The following is a 15398-nucleotide window of genomic DNA, read 5'->3' on the forward strand; positions in this document are numbered from 1 at the left end:
GCTAAAGGTTAATTACTTTTAGCTTCTTCTTTAGGTAAAAGTAAGTTTAAGCCAATGGCAACTAAGGCACATAAGCTAATACCTTGAATGCTATAACCGCCTAAATTTAGCGCCATACCGCCAATGCCAAAAACTAATACAACTGCGAAAATAATGAAATTTCGTGGTTGGTCAAAATCAACTTTTGCTTTTACTAAGCTACCTAAACCAACACTGGCAATTAAACCAAATAATAACATCATAATACCACCCATTACCGCACCCGGTATGGTTTGTAAAAGTGCGCCTAGTTTTCCTACAAAGGCCATTATGATAGCCGCACAGGCGGCCCAAGTCATAATTCTAGGGTTGAAAGCTTTGGTTAACATTACCGCGCCAGTCACTTCTGAATAAGTTGTATTTGGCGGTCCGCCTAGCATTGAAGCGGCAGTTGTTGCTACGCCATCACCTAATAAGGTGCGGTGTAAGCCGGGCTTTTTAATATAGTCTTTACCTGTTGCTGAGCCGATAGCAAGTACATCACCAATATGCTCAATTGCCGGGGCAATGGCAATAGGTAACATGTAGACAATGGCTTGCCAGTTAAACTCCGGCGCGGTGAATTTTGGTATAGCAAACCAAGCCGCGTTTTGTACCGGCATGAAGTCGATAATACCGTGATAAAGCGATAACAAATAACCAACAACTATGCCTGCTAAAATTGGCATTAAGCGCATAAAGCCTTTACTAAAAGCAGAAACTAACATGGTTGTTAATAATGCTGGCAAAGAAATACTTAAGGCCAGTGATTGATCAATTAGTTGCGCTGAACCATCACCCGTGCGACCTAGTGCCATATGCACAGCAACTGGGGCAAGCGATAAACCGATCACCATAATAATTGGGCCAGTTACAATTGGTGGCAGGTATTTAGTAATAAAGCCGACACCACGCATGCGAACCACGCCACTAAAGCAAGCGTAGACAACACCAACAACGGCCAAAGCCCCCATAGTTGCCGGAATACCCCAGGTTTGTGTGCCGTACATAATTGGTGCAATAAAAACAAACGAAGATGCTAAAAACACTGGTACTTGTCGCTTCGTTACTAATTGAAATAAGAGGGTACCAACACCAGCAGTACATAGCGCAACGTTAGGGTCTAAGCCAGTTAATAAAGGCATTAACACTAATGCGCCAAAGGCAACAAATAACATCTGTGTGCCAGTGAGTACTTCTTTAAAAAGCGATTGGTTATTAAAATTGTCAGTTGAGTTATTTTCTGAGTTCATATGTTACTCAATAAAACTGCCAGCAAGCTGGCAGTAAAGTGATTTAAATGTTTACTAAAATAATGAGGATTAGCGTTATTTAGTACCGAAGATTTTATCACCAGCATCACCTAAGCCAGGTAAAATATAGCCTGCGTCATTTAGGCAATCATCAACAGAGGCAGTGTAAAGCTCTACGTCTGGGTGGGCTTTTTCCAATGCTGCTATGCCTTCAGGTGCTGCAACTAACACTAGGGCTTTAATGTTTTTACAGCCTCGCTCTTTTAGCAAGTTAATGGTTTCTACCATAGAACCGCCTGTAGCAAGCATAGGGTCAATTACTAGTGCTAAACGTTCATCAATTTGGCCGGCTAGTTTTTCAAAATAAAATACTGGCTCTAAGGTTTCTTCGTTGCGGTACATACCAACGACAGAAATACGTGCACTTGGAATGAGTTCTAATACGCCATCCATCATGCCTAAGCCTGCGCGTAAAATAGGCACAACAGTAACTTTTTTACCTTTTATTTGTTGAACCTGAATTTCGCCATTCCAACTGGTAATTGTTTTATTTTCAAGCTCAAAGTCTTTAGAGGCTTCGTAGGTTAGTAAACTACCAACTTCAGCTGCTAATTCACGAAAACGTTTAGTACTGATATCACCTTCGCGCATTAGGCCAAGTTTATGTTGAATTAGGGGATGTTTTACTTCGATTACGCTCATCGTTTGCTCCAGAACTTGATGAAAATTATTTGTCATATTATATGCCATTCATCAGCTTATGTACGTAAAAGTCAGTGAAAAATAACAATTTTAAACACTTAGCTAATTGATGTGTGACATTTCAAATGTTGTCTGAAGTGTATAGTTTATTACTGTATAGGGTGTTGTCGGTGATCAACTAATGCGGTAGTAGCGCTGCTATTTTTATATTGGCCTTGGCAATAAATTCGTCGCTTGGTTATTGCGAAAGTAAATATTTAGTTAGCTATTTTATCTTTACACTACAATCAAGTATGCTTAAATTATCGTCAGTAAATTATATTCAGCAGTTAATTTCATGGTTACTCAATCATCATTATGGCAATCAGAGCAGCAGTCATCAGATTTTGCTGAGTTGTGTAATGCCTTATATGAAAGGGAATTGCGAATTTTAGCAACAACTGAAGTTACAAATGTTACTGGCTTACAGGGGCGAATTAAAAGTTTGCCTTACTATGTAAAACGTAGTGCGCATGCTTTATTAAATGCTGATAGCCCATTGGCACTGGATATTCAAAATGCTAGCTGGTCTGCTAAACAAGCCAACGCGTTACCATTTACCAGACAATTGCAGCATTACTCGGTCAATGTTTTATCTTGGTATCAAAACAATAAACTTGCTCATGGCTTAGTGGTACCAATTGCCACCCAAACTCGTGTGATACTCGATTGTATTGATAGAGTTGATGAGCAAAATCAAAGGTTTCGCACCAATGCCCACGGTTGGTTTAATTTGCACGAGAAAGAATTATCACATAAAAATTATCAGCTACTTAAGCCAACAAAAAAAATTATGACCGCCGCTTGTGCTGGACATTGCTGGAGAAACAGCCGAAAAGTACAACCTATAATTCCATCTTTACGAGAACTGTTACTGTCGTGCGCGATTAATTGGCGTAACTTTAAGCAGCCCTTTGCGCGAAACAATTAACAATTAATGGGCTCGGGTGTTTACAGCAGATGGTACGCATTTATAATAGCGAATCATTATGTGTTTATAAAATTCGAAAATTGATAATTTATGCGGCTGATCACAGCAATTTTGCTTATTTTTCTAGCGTTACTGCAATACCGACTTTGGTTCGGTAAAAACAGCATACCTGATTATTTCGCGTTAGAAGATGAAGTGGCTCGCCAACAAATCAATAATAATAAATTAAAACAACGTAATAAATTATTATATGCCGATACTGACGATTTAAAGTCTGGGACGGAAGCTATTGAAGAGCGCGCTCGTCATGAGCTAGGAATGATCAAACAAGGAGAAACATTCTTTCGTGTTATCCCTGCCGATTCTGATACCAATAAAAAGGAACGATTGCGATAATGAGCAAACTATTAGGGCCATTTACAGTGGTGATGCCTGCCGCTGGTGTTGGTAAAAGAATGCGCTCAACATGTCCTAAGCAATATTTAACCATCAAGCAAAAAACCATTTTAGAACATACGGTTCAGCGTTTATTAAGTCATGAGGCCATTTCTCATATCGTTATCGCATTGGGGGAAAATGATGAATATTTTCCAAGTACTTCATTAGCAAACAATAAGCAGGTTACGCGTGTAGTAGGTGGCAAAGAGCGTGTTGACTCCGTTTTAGCTGGCTTGCAAAGCATAGACAAAGATACACACCCTTGGGTGTTAGTGCATGATGCGGCTCGTCCTTGTGTGCAGCACCAAGATTTAACTAAGCTGATGGCATATTGTATCGAACATGACCATGGCGCAATTTTAGCGGCACCAGTGCGTGATACCATGAAACAGGCAAAAGCTGATGGTGTTATTGACAAAACCTTAGATCGAAGCCAAATGTGGCATGCATTAACGCCACAAATGTATAAAACAACAGAGCTAATCTCAGCTATTAGCCAAGGTTTAGCACAAGGTATAGAAATTACTGACGAGTCGTCGGCAATGGAAGCTTTTGGCTATACCAGCGGTTTAGTCAGTGCCTGTAGTGATAATATTAAAATTACACAGCCGACAGATTTAACGTTGGCTGAATTTATTTTAGAACAACAAAGTAGTGAAATAGAAGTAGAGACAAAATGAGAATTGGACACGGATTTGATGTACATAAATTTGGTGGTAAAGGGCCATTGGTTTTAGCTGGTGTTGCTATTCCTTATGAGTTTGGTTTTATTGCTCACTCTGATGGTGATGTGGCAATTCACGCTTTGTGTGATGCAATACTAGGAGCACTTTGCTTGGCTGATATTGGTAATCATTTTCCTGATACTGATGGCCAGTATGAGAATATCTCGAGTCGTATTTTACTTCGTCATGTTGTTGGCTTGATGCAAGCAAAGGGCTATTGTCTAGGTAATGCTGATATTACCATTTGCGCACAAGCACCTAAAATAGCCCCACATTTACAGGCGATGCGTACGGTTTTAGCACAAGACTTGCAGTCAAACATCGAGCAAGTCAATGTAAAAGCCACCACCACCGAAAAGCTCGGTTATGTTGGCCGAAAAGAAGGTGTTTCGGTGCATGCCGTGGTGTTATTGATGAAAGCTGAGAGCAAGAGTTGCTAATGTCTGAACCATCAATGGAAAAAGTTATAGAGTCGGCTCCGAGTTTATTGCCAAATTTTGCTTATTTATACTCAAAACCCACATCTACAGGATTATTGCGCAGCGAAAAAGCGGACTTTAAAGTATTTGAAAGACTACCATTTTTACCTTGCGGTGAAGGTGAACACCTATTTATTCATATTCGTAAAACCGGAGCTAATACCGCATTTGTTGCAAAGCAGCTTGCACAATACTTTTCAGTAAAAGAATCTCTTGTTTCTTACGCTGGTTTAAAAGATCGTTTTGCGGTAACAGAGCAATGGTTCGGTGTTCATGTGCCAGGTAAGCAAATTTTTGATTTAAGTGATTTGAAAATTGAAGGTGTCGAAGTTTTAGCTTACAAACGTCATAACAAAAAATTGCGTATTGGCGCATTAGAAGGTAATCGTTTTGAAATTACCTTACGAAATGTAACTGATATTGATGAATTAGTAAGACGTTGGCATGTTGTTTGTAATTTTGGCGTGCCTAATTACTTTGGTGAGCAGCGGTTTGGCATTAATGGCGGTAATATTGAAAAAGCCCTAAGCCTGTTTTCTGGTGGAAAAGTTAAAGATAAGAAAAAACGTGGCATGTATTTATCGGCGGCACGTTCACTAATATTTAATCACATTATTAGCGAACGTATAAAACAGCAAAATTTTGATACCATGTTGAGCGGTGATGTCTTAATGCTTGCTGGCACTCAGTCAGTATTTTTAGCTGAAGAAATTGATGAAAGCTTAAAAACAAGACTCCTAAATCATGATTTAGATATAACAGCACCTATGTGGGGAGCTGGCGAGTTAATGACCTCCTTAGATGCATTAGCCCTTGAGCAAGATGTCGCCAAAAACCAGCAAGCACTTTGTCAAGGGTTGCCACGTTTTGGCTTAAAGCAGGAACGTCGTCGCATCCGTTTGGTTGTAAAAGAGCCAGAAATAAATATTAAAGATGATATGGTTACCTTATCCTTTTTCTTGCCAGCAGGTGCATATGCTACGACAATTATGCGCGAGTTGATTAACTATACCGACATGACCGAGCGTGTTGTCAGTGATTCATCACATAAAGGCGCAGGACACACGTAGGACAACGATGAGAATATTATTAAGTAATGATGATGGCGTTCATGCCCAAGGCATTAAAGTGCTTTACGATGAACTTGCCAAGTACTTTGAGGTTAAAGTTGTCGCACCTGACAGAAATTGCAGTGGAGCGAGCCATTCTCTAACCTTGTTAAATCCGTTGCGAGCACAAGTCATGGATAATGGCTTTACCGCCGTAAATGGTACGCCAACAGATTCAGTGCACTTAGGTGCGACGCAGTTAATGCAACCCGTTCCTGATCTTGTGGTTGCAGGTATTAATCATGGTGCAAATTTAGGTGATGATACCATTTACTCTGGAACAGTAGCGGCAGCAACGGAAGGACGTCATTTAGGAATGCCAGCAATCGCCGTATCTTTGGTATCTAAAAATCCACAACACTTTCAAACAGCGGCGGTGGTTACTGCGAGGTTTATTGAGCGTTTGCGAGCACACCCTTTACCAAGCGATCAAATTATAAATATCAATGTACCAGATGTGCCATTAAGCGACCTTAAAGGCATACAGGTGACACGTTTAGGGCATCGCCATAAAGCGGAAACCATGAAAAAGATGCAAGACCCATGGCAACGTGATATTTATTGGTATGGGCCACTTGGCCAAGAGTTAGATGCAGGGGTAGGCACTGACTTTCACGCAGTTGCGAATGGTTTTGCGTCAATAACGCCGCTAACTATTGATATGACTGCTTATAAAAGCATGACACAAATGACAGAATGGATTAATGAACTTTCACTATGAAACAAAGTAATATCAATGCCAGAGTAGGCAGTAGTATCGGCGGAAAATCAAGTCGAAGTGGCGAGTTACTGGCACAAAAATTACTGGCAGAAGGCATTCAAAACCAACAAGTATTACAGGCAATTGCTCGTTCTCCTCGGCACATATTTGTGCCAGAAATACTTGCACATAAAGCTTATGACAATACCGCATTACCTATTGGGCAAGGGCAGACAATTTCTCAGCCTTATATTGTTGCGAAAATGTCTGAGCTACTGCTCGCTGACGGCGTACCAGAAAGCATACTTGAAATAGGTACAGGCTCTGGCTATCAAACCTCGATATTAGCGCAGTTGACCCCAAAAGTATTTTCGGTTGAACGTATTAAGTCTTTACAATGGCAAGCAAAGCGTCGCTTACGTTCAATGGATTTACATAATGTAGCCATGAAACATGGCGATGGTTGGCAAGGTTGGCACAGTAAAGCTCCATTTCAGGCCATTATTGTTACCGCTGCACCAACGGAAGTGCCAACGGCATTATTAGAGCAACTTGCTGACGGCGGACGTTTAATTATTCCTGTTGGGGAGCAAAGCCAAATATTAAAATTAATAACGCGACACGGCGACGACTTTAAAGAGCAACAAATTGAAGCAGTTCGCTTTGTTCCATTAGTACCCGGCGCATTAGGATAGTTTGTGAAAATATTTTCAGCATTATATGAATGGACACTGAAGTGGGCAGAGCATAAATTTGCGCCAAGAATTTTAGCAATTTTAACATTTGCAGAATCAGTTTTTTTCCCAATTCCACCAGATGTATTACTTGCGCCTATGGTATTGGCTCAACGTGAGCGAGCATGGCGCTTAGCAACGCTAACCACAGTAGCATCTGTTATTGGTGGCGTGGTTGGTTATGGTTTAGGTTATTTAATGTTTGAACCTTGGATTCAGCCTTTAATAACTGAATTTGGCTATCAAGCCCGCTTTGACAAGGCGATGTCATGGTTTAGCGAATGGGGCGTTTGGGTGGTATTTTTAGCGGGGTTTTCTCCTATCCCTTATAAGTTATTTACCGTTAGCGCTGGTTTTCTGCAAATGGCCTTCTTACCGTTTTTGCTAGCATCTGCCATTGGTCGTGGTATGCGGTTTTTCTTAGTTGCCGGTGTTATTCGTTGGGGAGGAGCGCCAATGGAACAAAAAATTAGACAATGGGTTGATGTGTTGGGCTGGCTGCTTGTGGGCGTAATTGTTATTGCGTATATAGCATCTCGATAAAGGATCTATTTGCGACTATGGCTAACAGGGTGAAGTTTGAGTTATTACAAATGAATGTTTTGCTATTGGTGGTTGTGATTCTGTTACTAAACGGTTGTTCTAGTCGCAGTAAACCCGCGCCGGTAGTTGATGTTCAAGGCTCGCTTCCTTTAAGCCAACGAATAAAGAACAGTGTTAGTGGACGTGAATATATAGTCAAAAAAGGTGAAACTTTATATTCAATAGCGTGGCGTGCAGATCTCGATGTTCGCACCCTCGCGAGTATAAACAATATAAAAGCACCTTATAATATTTACCCTGATCAAAAATTATTTTTAGTTAAAAATTCCAGCAACGCAAGTAAAAATAAAGCCAAGAGTAAAAGCTTTAACTCATCAAAACAAAAAGTTATAAAAAAACCTATTGCGCAGAAGAAAAAGCAGGAGTATGGTGGAAATGTAGCTGAGCAAAAAACAAGCAAAAAGGCTCAGCAACAAAAAACTGTCTTTTCACAGAAAATTAGAAAATGGCAGTGGCCTGCGAAGGGAAAAGTTATTCAGAAATTTTCCACCGCAAAACAAGGGAATAAAGGAATCGACATTGCGGGGCGACGCGGTGATTCGGTGAAAGCAACTGCAGACGGCAAGGTAGTTTATGCCGGCGATGCGTTACAAGGATACGGTCAGTTAGTCATAGTTAAACATAACGATGATTACCTTAGTGCTTATGCCCATAACGATCGCATTCTAGTTAAAGAACAGCAGGTTGTAAAAGCCGGTCAAGTGATTGCCAAAATGGGTGATACTGACGCTGAAAGAGTCATGCTTCATTTTGAAGTTCGCTTTCGCGGAAAATCAGTCAATCCTATGAAGTATTTGCCGAAATAATAATAAAAATTTATCAGAAATAAATTGGAGCCAACGTGAATATTTAGTCAGTAAATTTAGCTATAGCTAATTGTGGGAGATATAACATGGGCATAAAAAAACAAATAGAATGTTCTGATGTTGCAGAAAAAGAAAAACCAGAGCTTAATCAGGCTACAATGTCTGAAGAGGCGCCTTCCAATCTAGATGCAACGCAAATATATTTAAGTGAAATCGGCTTTTCTCCGTTACTAACAGCTGAAGAAGAAGTTTACTACTCGCGCCTTTCCCTTAAAGGTGATGAACCATCTCGCAAACGTATGATAGAAAGTAACCTACGTTTGGTCGTTAAAATTGCTCGTCGTTATAATAATCGTGGCTTACCATTACTTGATCTTATTGAAGAAGGTAACTTAGGTTTAATTCGAGCTGTTGAAAAATTTGACCCTGAGCGCGGCTTTAGATTTTCGACATATGCAACATGGTGGATCCGTCAAACCATTGAACGTGCCATTATGAACCAAACACGTACTATTCGTTTACCAATCCATGTGGTGAAAGAACTTAATATTTATTTACGCACGGCACGTGAATTAGTGCAAAAGCTTGATCATGAACCTACCGCTGAGGATATTGCTCTTGAGCTAGATGTGCCGGTGGAAGGCGTTAGCAAAATGCTACGTCTTAATGAGCGTATCGCCTCGGTTGACTCTCCATTTGGTGGTGAAGGTGAAAAAGTTCTACTTGATGTTATTCCTGATGAAAAATCTGGTGGTCCTGAGAGTAAACTACAAACCAACGACATCAAGCACAGTATTGTTGATTGGTTAAATGAACTGAACTCCAAACAACGGGAAGTACTGGCAAGACGTTTTGGTTTACTTGGCTATGAGGCGGCAACATTAGAAGATGTGGGCGTAGAAATTGGTTTAACCCGCGAGCGTGTTCGTCAAATTCAAGTGGAAGCGTTAAAACGTTTACGTGATATTTTAAGTCAACAAGACCTATCTATTGAGGCGCTATTCCAAGCACAATAAATCCTTTCTTATAATTGATGAAATAAAAAACCAGCAATTGCTGGTTTTTTAGTATTTATAAATATGTTCGTGAGCAGCTAGTTTCACACTAAATCTTTAAGTTTATATAATAAATCTAGTGCCATTTTAGGGCTTAAATCATTAACATCAGTGGCGCTCAACGTATCGACTACGGGATGGCTGGTATCCATCAATGACAGTTGTTCAAATGCTTGTGGCTCATTATCCATTATCGACGGCGCTTGCATATTTTCTAGCTCAGATAACCTTTGCTTAGCGCGCTGAATTACTGGTTTTGGTACACCGGCGAGTTGCGCTACTTGCAAGCCAAAACTTTTACTGGCGGCGCCTTCTTGTACCGCATGCATAAAAACAATACTGTCGCCATGTTCAACGGCGTCTAAATGTACATTAGCAAGACTGTCAATTTGCTCTGCTAATAAGGTTAACTCAAAGTAATGGCTGGCAAATAGGGTAAATGCTTGAGTTTTTAGTGCTAGCATTTCGGCACATGCCCATGCGAGTGACAGACCGTCATACGTGCTAGTGCCTCGACCTATCTCATCTAACAGTACTAAACTTTTATTTGTTGCGTTATGTAAGATATTGGCGGTTTCTGTCATTTCAACCATAAAGGTTGAGCGGCCACTCGCTAAATCGTCTGAAGCACCAATACGGGTGAATATTCTATCAACCATGCCAATATTTGCGGCGCTTGCTGGCACATAACAACCAATATGAGCAAGCAATACAATAAGTGCGGTTTGTCGCATATAAGTTGATTTACCACCCATGTTAGGGCCGGTAATAATTAACATTTTACGGCTGTCAGTTAGTACTACTGGATTGGCAATAAATGGCTCTGTGGTCATCTGCTCGACAACCGCATGACGACCAGCTTCAATGTTAATGCCGCTGTCTTCTTGCAATATCGGTTTTACGTAATTTAATGCCTCAGCACGTTCTGCAAAGGTGTTTAGTACATCAATTTCAGATAAAGATTGTGCTAACAATTGTAGATTTTCTAATTCTGGTAAAACTTTGTCGAACAACTCTTCATACAAACGCTTTTCTAAGGCGAGAAACTTACTCTGCGCCGATAATACCTTTTCTTCATGTTGCTTTAATTCATTGGTTATAAAGCGTTCGTTGTTTTTTAGTGTTTGTCGACGAATGTAATCGTCAGGTACTTCATTGGCAGCACTGCGGCTAATTTCAATATAAAAGCCATGAACTTTGTTGTATCCAACTTTTAATGTTTGAATACCGGTGCGAGCTTTCTCACGCTCTTCAAGCTGTGCTAAAAATTCAGTTGCGCCATCACTTAAGTCGCGTAGTACGTCTAATTCTTGGTTATAACCGGGCGCAATAACGCCGCCATCACGAATTAACACCGGTGGGTTTTCAACTATAGCACTTGATAATAAGCTTTGAACATCAGGCAACGGTTGGCATTGAGAGCTTAACCTTGATAAATGCGCTTGCTGGCATGTTTGTAGTAAGCTTTGTAATTCAGGTAACAATACTAAGGCATTACGCAAACGCGCAAAATCACGAGGTCGTGCAGAGCGTAGCGCTACGCGTGCTACAATGCGCTCTATATCACCAAATTGCTTTAGACTAGCGTGTAAATCTAAGCTTAAATCTTGCTGTAGTAACTCTTCAATGGCATTTTGACGATTATTAAGTGTACTGAGATCTCTTAACGGAAAATGTAACCAACGTTTTAGTAGTCTTGAACCCATTGGAGTTGCTGCTTTATCGAGAATGGCTGCTAAAGTATTTTCAAAGCCACCTTGAAGGTTTTGTGTTAACTCTAGATTTCGCCTAGTTGCGGCATCAAGAATAACAGCGCTCGATGCATTTTCTGCAATAATCGAGCGAATATGTGGTAGTGCCGTACGCTGACTGTCTTTCACGTATTGAAATAAACAACCGGCAGCAGCGATGCCTAACGGTTTATTATCGACGCCGAAACCTGAAAGCGATTTAGTGCCAAACTGTTTGTTAAGTAGGGTTTTACTGGTTTCTAGATCGAATTCCCAATCAGGGCGTCTGCGTAAACCTTTACGGCCAGCAATAATGTTATTGGATGATAATGACTCTGGGTATAATAATTCTGCTGGCGATAATCGCTGAAGTTCAGCTAACACTTGCTCTTCAGTGTTAGGTTCAATTAATACAAAGCGACCGCTAGTCATATCTAAATATGCTAAGCCAAAGCCTTGCTGTGTTTGATGAACAGCGACAATTAAATTGTCTTGGCGATCGGTAAGTAATGCTTCATCGCTAACAGTACCTGGGGTGACTACGCGAACAACCTTACGTTCAACAGGGCCCTTACTGGTAGCGGGATCGCCAACTTGCTCACAAATTGCGACGGATTCACCAAGTTGCACTAACTTTGCTAGATAGCCTTCAACGGCATGATAAGGAACGCCTGCCATTGGGATTGCGTTACCACCCGTTTTTCCACGAGCAGTTAATGAAATATCTAAAAGATCAGATGCTTTTTTTGCATCATCAAAAAATAATTCATAAAAGTCACCCATACGGTAAAAAATCAATATATTAGGAAATTCTGCTTTGATGGTGAGATATTGACGCATCATTGGCGTGTGAGCGGAAAGATCTGGCGTTATTGTTGTCATTGAAATGTGTAAACTCGTAAATTCATCAAAGTATTTAGTGGAAGAGATTATGCCACAAGGCTGGCGATTAGATATTATTATTTTTTACAAATATCGTTACGCCTATACAGGAAAAGCTCTCTTACAAAGCTACTGTAAATTGCAATAGTAACTTTTTTTCTGAAAATTTTAAAAAGTTACTATTTATTAAAAAGTTGTTATTTTTCAACGCTTAAAAAGTATCAATTGTTTTGATTTTAGTTAGAAAAAAAATAATTTGATAAAAACCTTGATACTGTACGACTATACAGTATACTTTGCGTCATCAAAACAAATTAACCACCTAAATCATTGTGGAGCATAAAATGAACGATAACAAAGAAAAAGCATTATCCGCTGCCTTAAGCCAAATTGAACGTCAGTTTGGTAAAGGTTCAATCATGAAGTTAGGTGATAACCGTAGTATGGATGTTGAAACTATCTCAACAGGCTCGCTAGGTTTAGATATTGCGTTGGGTGCTGGTGGTTTGCCTTTAGGACGTGTAGTCGAAATCTATGGTCCTGAGTCAAGTGGTAAAACAACACTTACGCTTGAAGTGATTGCTGAAGCGCAACGCAATGGTAAAGTGTGTGCATTCGTTGATGCCGAGCATGCACTTGACCCTATTTATGCTGAAAAGCTTGGGGTAAATATCAATGACTTGCTGGTTTCACAACCTGATACTGGTGAGCAAGCGCTTGAAATTTGTGACATGTTAACGCGTTCAGGTGCTATTGACGTTATTGTGGTTGACTCAGTTGCAGCCCTAACACCAAAGGCTGAAATTGAGGGTGACATGGGCGACTCGCACATGGGCTTACAGGATGTTAGGTTTGACTTAGTAGCATAACCTTTTAGTTAGAAATTATTTGTATATTCATTTCTCTAAATGTATATACAAATAATATTTAAATAACCCTTACAGAACGAGATTCTTAATTATGTCAGCAACTGAAAACAAAGATAAAGCTTTAGCAGCAGCACTAAATCAAATTGAAAGACAATTTGGTAAAGGTTCAATTATGAAGTTGGGTGAAAATAGATCAATGGATGTAGAGACTATTTCTACTGGATCTTTAGGTTTAGATATTGCTTTAGGAGCTGGTGGTTTACCTATGGGGCGTATTATCGAAATTTATGGCCCGGAATCTAGTGGTAAAACGACGCTAACACTTGAGGTTATTGCTGAGGCACAGCGTAATGGCAAAATATGTGCATTTGTCGATGCTGAACATGCTCTTGATCCTATTTATGCGGAAAAACTAGGTGTGAATATTAATGAATTATTAGTGTCACAACCTGATACTGGTGAGCAAGCGTTAGAGATTTGTGACATGCTTACAAGGTCAGGAGCTGTAGATGTCATTGTTGTTGATTCAGTGGCAGCATTAACTCCTAAAGCAGAAATAGAAGGTGATATCGGAGATTCTCACATGGGATTGGCCGCCCGGATGATGAGTCAGGCAATGCGTAAAATGACTGGTAATTTGAAACAGTCAAACACCATGCTAATTTTTATTAACCAAATTCGTATGAAAATTGGTGTCATGTTTGGTAACCCAGAAACTACCACTGGTGGTAATGCACTTAAATTCTATTCTTCAGTTCGTTTAGATATTCGCCGTATTGGTGCTGTTAAAAATGGTGACGAAATCGTTGGCAATGAAACTCGTGTTAAGGTGGTTAAAAATAAAGTAGCGCCACCATTTAAACAAGTAGAATTTCAAATACTTTATGGTGAAGGTATTAATAGCTTAGGTGAATTAATTGACTTGGGTGTTAAAAATGAAATGGTAGAAAAAGCCGGTGCTTGGTATAGCTATAAAGGCGACAAAATAGGCCAAGGTAAAGCGAATTCAGTTAAGTTCTTAAAAGAAAACCCTGAAATAGCACAAGAAATTGATGGACGCTTACGTGAAATTTTTTTGACGAAGAAAAGTGTTAGTCAAGAAAAAGAGGCAGAAAATCAAGGATAATAGTTTAGCTAAAATTTTGAATTTTTATGTGTAGTAGCTCAGACCTGATCTGACAGTTACCCGTTTTTGACGGTGTTTTGTCAGTTTAGATTTGAGCTAAATTCTTTTCAGCCCAAATCGATTTACCATCAATTAATGTTTCCAGCGGAGTTCGTCCGCAGCACATTTTTCCTTGATGTGTTCGTTCATTGTTGTAGTAATCTATCCATTCGTCCAGATCTTTTTGTAACTCATCCATATCAGCATACAGCTTTTTTCTAAAGGTAATTTGATAGAACTCATTTAGAATGGTTTTGTGGAACCGCTCGCAGATACCGTTTGTTTGTGGTGACATAGCTTTAGTTTTGGTGTGGTCAATATCGTTAATCGCTAGATATAGCTGATAATCATGGTGGTCGACACGACCACAATATTCAGTCCCACGGTCAGTTAAAATCCGTAGCATAGGAAGCTCATACTGCTCGAAATACGGTAGGACTTTATCATTTAATATATCTGCTGCTGTGATCGGTGTTTTAGTCGTATAGAGCTTGGCAAAAGCCACTTTGCTGTAAGTATCAACGAAGGTTTGCTGGTAAATACGACCAACTCCTTTGAGGTTACCAACATAAAATGTATCTTGAGAGCCGAGGTAACCTGGATGCGCTGTTTCAATTTCACCACAAGCTTCGTCATCATGTTTTTTCTTCTCAAGTGCAGCAACTTGGGCATCACTTAAAATAATACCGTCACTGGCAACCTTAGCTTCAAGTGCTTTAAGCCTTTTTTTGAAGTTTTCTAGATCATGGCGTAACCAAATTGAACGAACACCGCTACCCGAAACAAAGACACCTTGTTTACGAAGTTCGTTGCTTGTTCTGTGTTGGCCATGAGCGGGTTGAGCCACAGCGTATTCCATTACAGCGTTTTCTGTTGCTTCGTCTACTCTGTTCTTGACGTTAGGTGTTCTTCGGTTTTTATTAATAAGGGCATCAATACCACCATCGTCGACAAGTTCTTGATAACGATAAAACGTATCTCGTGATACGCCCATGACTTTACACGCTTTAGAAACGTTTCCTAATTCTTCAGCAAGGTTAAGCAGACCAGCTTTGTGTTTAATGATTGGGTTGTTAGTATGTAACATGAGGGTTACCTCTTTTTGTTTAAATTAAAGATTCGACACCTTTAATAAAAACGGGTAACTCTCAACTTTTCAA

At 40.0% G+C, this 15398-nt stretch carries 15 protein-coding genes and 1 pseudogene; 12 read left to right on the forward strand and 4 right to left on the reverse strand.

Annotation, left to right across the window (positions count from 1 at the left end):
• Window positions 1–8: 8 nt before the first annotated feature.
• Window positions 9–1271 carry a uracil-xanthine permease family protein gene (locus AC27HL_RS08795; RefSeq protein WP_487080595.1) on the reverse strand — a complete coding sequence of 421 codons (1263 nt, stop codon included), beginning with the start codon at window positions 1269–1271 and terminating at the stop codon, window positions 9–11.
• A gap of 75 nt (window positions 1272–1346) precedes the next feature.
• Window positions 1347–1973: a uracil phosphoribosyltransferase gene (gene upp, locus AC27HL_RS08800; RefSeq protein WP_487080596.1), complete on the reverse strand. Its 627-nt coding sequence runs from the start codon at window positions 1971–1973 to the stop codon at window positions 1347–1349.
• A gap of 337 nt (window positions 1974–2310) precedes the next feature.
• Here upp and AC27HL_RS08805 point away from each other — a divergent pair, with 337 nt between their 5' ends.
• The 10 genes from AC27HL_RS08805 to rpoS all read left to right on the forward strand — a co-directional run bounded on the left by AC27HL_RS08805 (window position 2311) and on the right by rpoS (window position 9553).
• Window positions 2311–2943 (forward strand): hypothetical protein, encoded by a 633-nt coding sequence (locus AC27HL_RS08805; protein ID WP_487080597.1) that lies wholly within the window; start codon window positions 2311–2313, stop codon window positions 2941–2943.
• 90 nt (window positions 2944–3033) lie between these two features.
• Window positions 3034–3339, forward strand: a complete 306-nt coding sequence (gene ftsB, locus AC27HL_RS08810; protein ID WP_487080598.1) for a cell division protein FtsB — start codon at window positions 3034–3036, stop codon at window positions 3337–3339.
• Window positions 3339–4061, forward strand: a complete 723-nt coding sequence (gene ispD / locus AC27HL_RS08815) for a 2-C-methyl-D-erythritol 4-phosphate cytidylyltransferase (RefSeq protein ID WP_487080599.1) — start codon at window positions 3339–3341, stop codon at window positions 4059–4061. The genes ftsB and ispD overlap by 1 nt, the downstream gene beginning before the upstream one ends.
• Window positions 4058–4546, forward strand: a complete 489-nt coding sequence (gene ispF, locus AC27HL_RS08820; protein ID WP_487080600.1) for a 2-C-methyl-D-erythritol 2,4-cyclodiphosphate synthase — start codon at window positions 4058–4060, stop codon at window positions 4544–4546. The genes ispD and ispF overlap by 4 nt, the downstream gene beginning before the upstream one ends.
• The gene (truD, locus tag AC27HL_RS08825) at window positions 4546–5655 is read left to right on the forward strand and encodes a tRNA pseudouridine(13) synthase TruD (protein ID WP_487080601.1); all 1110 of its coding nucleotides are present in this window, start codon (window positions 4546–4548) and stop codon (window positions 5653–5655) included. Before ispF ends, truD begins: the two co-directional genes overlap by 1 nt.
• A gap of 7 nt (window positions 5656–5662) precedes the next feature.
• The gene (gene surE / locus AC27HL_RS08830; protein ID WP_487080602.1) at window positions 5663–6415 is read left to right on the forward strand and encodes a 5'/3'-nucleotidase SurE; all 753 of its coding nucleotides are present in this window, start codon (window positions 5663–5665) and stop codon (window positions 6413–6415) included.
• A complete protein-coding gene (locus AC27HL_RS08835) occupies window positions 6412–7089 on the forward strand; it encodes a protein-L-isoaspartate(D-aspartate) O-methyltransferase (RefSeq protein WP_487080603.1) in 678 nt (225 codons plus the stop codon). Before surE ends, AC27HL_RS08835 begins: the two co-directional genes overlap by 4 nt.
• 3 nt (window positions 7090–7092) lie before the next feature.
• Entirely contained in the window at window positions 7093–7671 is a 579-nt protein-coding gene (locus AC27HL_RS08840) for a YqaA family protein (protein WP_487080604.1), read from the forward strand.
• 17 nt (window positions 7672–7688) lie between these two features.
• Complete coding sequence (locus tag AC27HL_RS08845; protein ID WP_487080605.1) at window positions 7689–8537, forward strand: peptidoglycan DD-metalloendopeptidase family protein; 849 nt, start codon at window positions 7689–7691, stop codon at window positions 8535–8537.
• 86 nt (window positions 8538–8623) lie between these two features.
• Window positions 8624–9553 (forward strand): RNA polymerase sigma factor RpoS, encoded by a 930-nt coding sequence (rpoS, locus tag AC27HL_RS08850; protein ID WP_487080606.1) that lies wholly within the window; start codon window positions 8624–8626, stop codon window positions 9551–9553.
• An 83-nt stretch (window positions 9554–9636) separates the two neighbouring features.
• Here the strand turns inward: rpoS and mutS are convergent, their stop codons facing one another.
• Entirely contained in the window at window positions 9637–12204 is a 2568-nt protein-coding gene (gene mutS, locus AC27HL_RS08855) for a DNA mismatch repair protein MutS (protein ID WP_487080607.1), read from the reverse strand.
• Between the two features lie 344 nt (window positions 12205–12548).
• On the opposite strand from mutS, the pseudogene AC27HL_RS08860 reads away from it, so the two are divergent.
• Together AC27HL_RS08860 and recA are read left to right on the forward strand one after the other, a co-directional pair.
• Window positions 12549–13046, forward strand: a pseudogene (locus AC27HL_RS08860) (ATPase domain-containing protein); the annotation flags it as partial.
• Between the two features lie 118 nt (window positions 13047–13164).
• A complete protein-coding gene (gene recA / locus AC27HL_RS08865; protein ID WP_487080608.1) occupies window positions 13165–14199 on the forward strand; it encodes a recombinase RecA in 1035 nt (344 codons plus the stop codon).
• Between the two features lie 85 nt (window positions 14200–14284).
• Here the strand turns inward: recA and AC27HL_RS08870 are convergent, their stop codons facing one another.
• Window positions 14285–15325 carry an IS481 family transposase gene (locus AC27HL_RS08870; protein ID WP_487080609.1) on the reverse strand — a complete coding sequence of 347 codons (1041 nt, stop codon included), beginning with the start codon at window positions 15323–15325 and terminating at the stop codon, window positions 14285–14287.
• Window positions 15326–15398 lie beyond the last annotated feature (73 nt).

Source organism: Colwellia aquaemaris, assembly GCF_057548755.1.

Coding starts and splice junctions, on each gene's coding strand:
- AC27HL_RS08795 (WP_487080595.1), bottom strand. CDS start 1,271: ATGAACTCAGAAAATAACTCAACTGACAATTTTAATAACCAATCGCTT.
- AC27HL_RS08870 (WP_487080609.1), bottom strand. CDS start 15,325: ATGTTACATACTAACAACCCAATCATTAAACACAAAGCTGGTCTGCTT.
- ispF (WP_487080600.1), top strand. CDS start 4,058: ATGAGAATTGGACACGGATTTGATGTACATAAATTTGGTGGTAAAGGG.
- truD (WP_487080601.1), top strand. CDS start 4,546: ATGTCTGAACCATCAATGGAAAAAGTTATAGAGTCGGCTCCGAGTTTA.
- surE (WP_487080602.1), top strand. CDS start 5,663: ATGAGAATATTATTAAGTAATGATGATGGCGTTCATGCCCAAGGCATT.
- ftsB (WP_487080598.1), top strand. CDS start 3,034: ATGCGGCTGATCACAGCAATTTTGCTTATTTTTCTAGCGTTACTGCAA.
- upp (WP_487080596.1), bottom strand. CDS start 1,973: ATGAGCGTAATCGAAGTAAAACATCCCCTAATTCAACATAAACTTGGC.
- AC27HL_RS08845 (WP_487080605.1), top strand. CDS start 7,689: ATGGCTAACAGGGTGAAGTTTGAGTTATTACAAATGAATGTTTTGCTA.
- AC27HL_RS08835 (WP_487080603.1), top strand. CDS start 6,412: ATGAAACAAAGTAATATCAATGCCAGAGTAGGCAGTAGTATCGGCGGA.
- rpoS (WP_487080606.1), top strand. CDS start 8,624: ATGGGCATAAAAAAACAAATAGAATGTTCTGATGTTGCAGAAAAAGAA.
- recA (WP_487080608.1), top strand. CDS start 13,165: ATGTCAGCAACTGAAAACAAAGATAAAGCTTTAGCAGCAGCACTAAAT.
- mutS (WP_487080607.1), bottom strand. CDS start 12,204: ATGACAACAATAACGCCAGATCTTTCCGCTCACACGCCAATGATGCGT.
- AC27HL_RS08805 (WP_487080597.1), top strand. CDS start 2,311: ATGGTTACTCAATCATCATTATGGCAATCAGAGCAGCAGTCATCAGAT.
- ispD (WP_487080599.1), top strand. CDS start 3,339: ATGAGCAAACTATTAGGGCCATTTACAGTGGTGATGCCTGCCGCTGGT.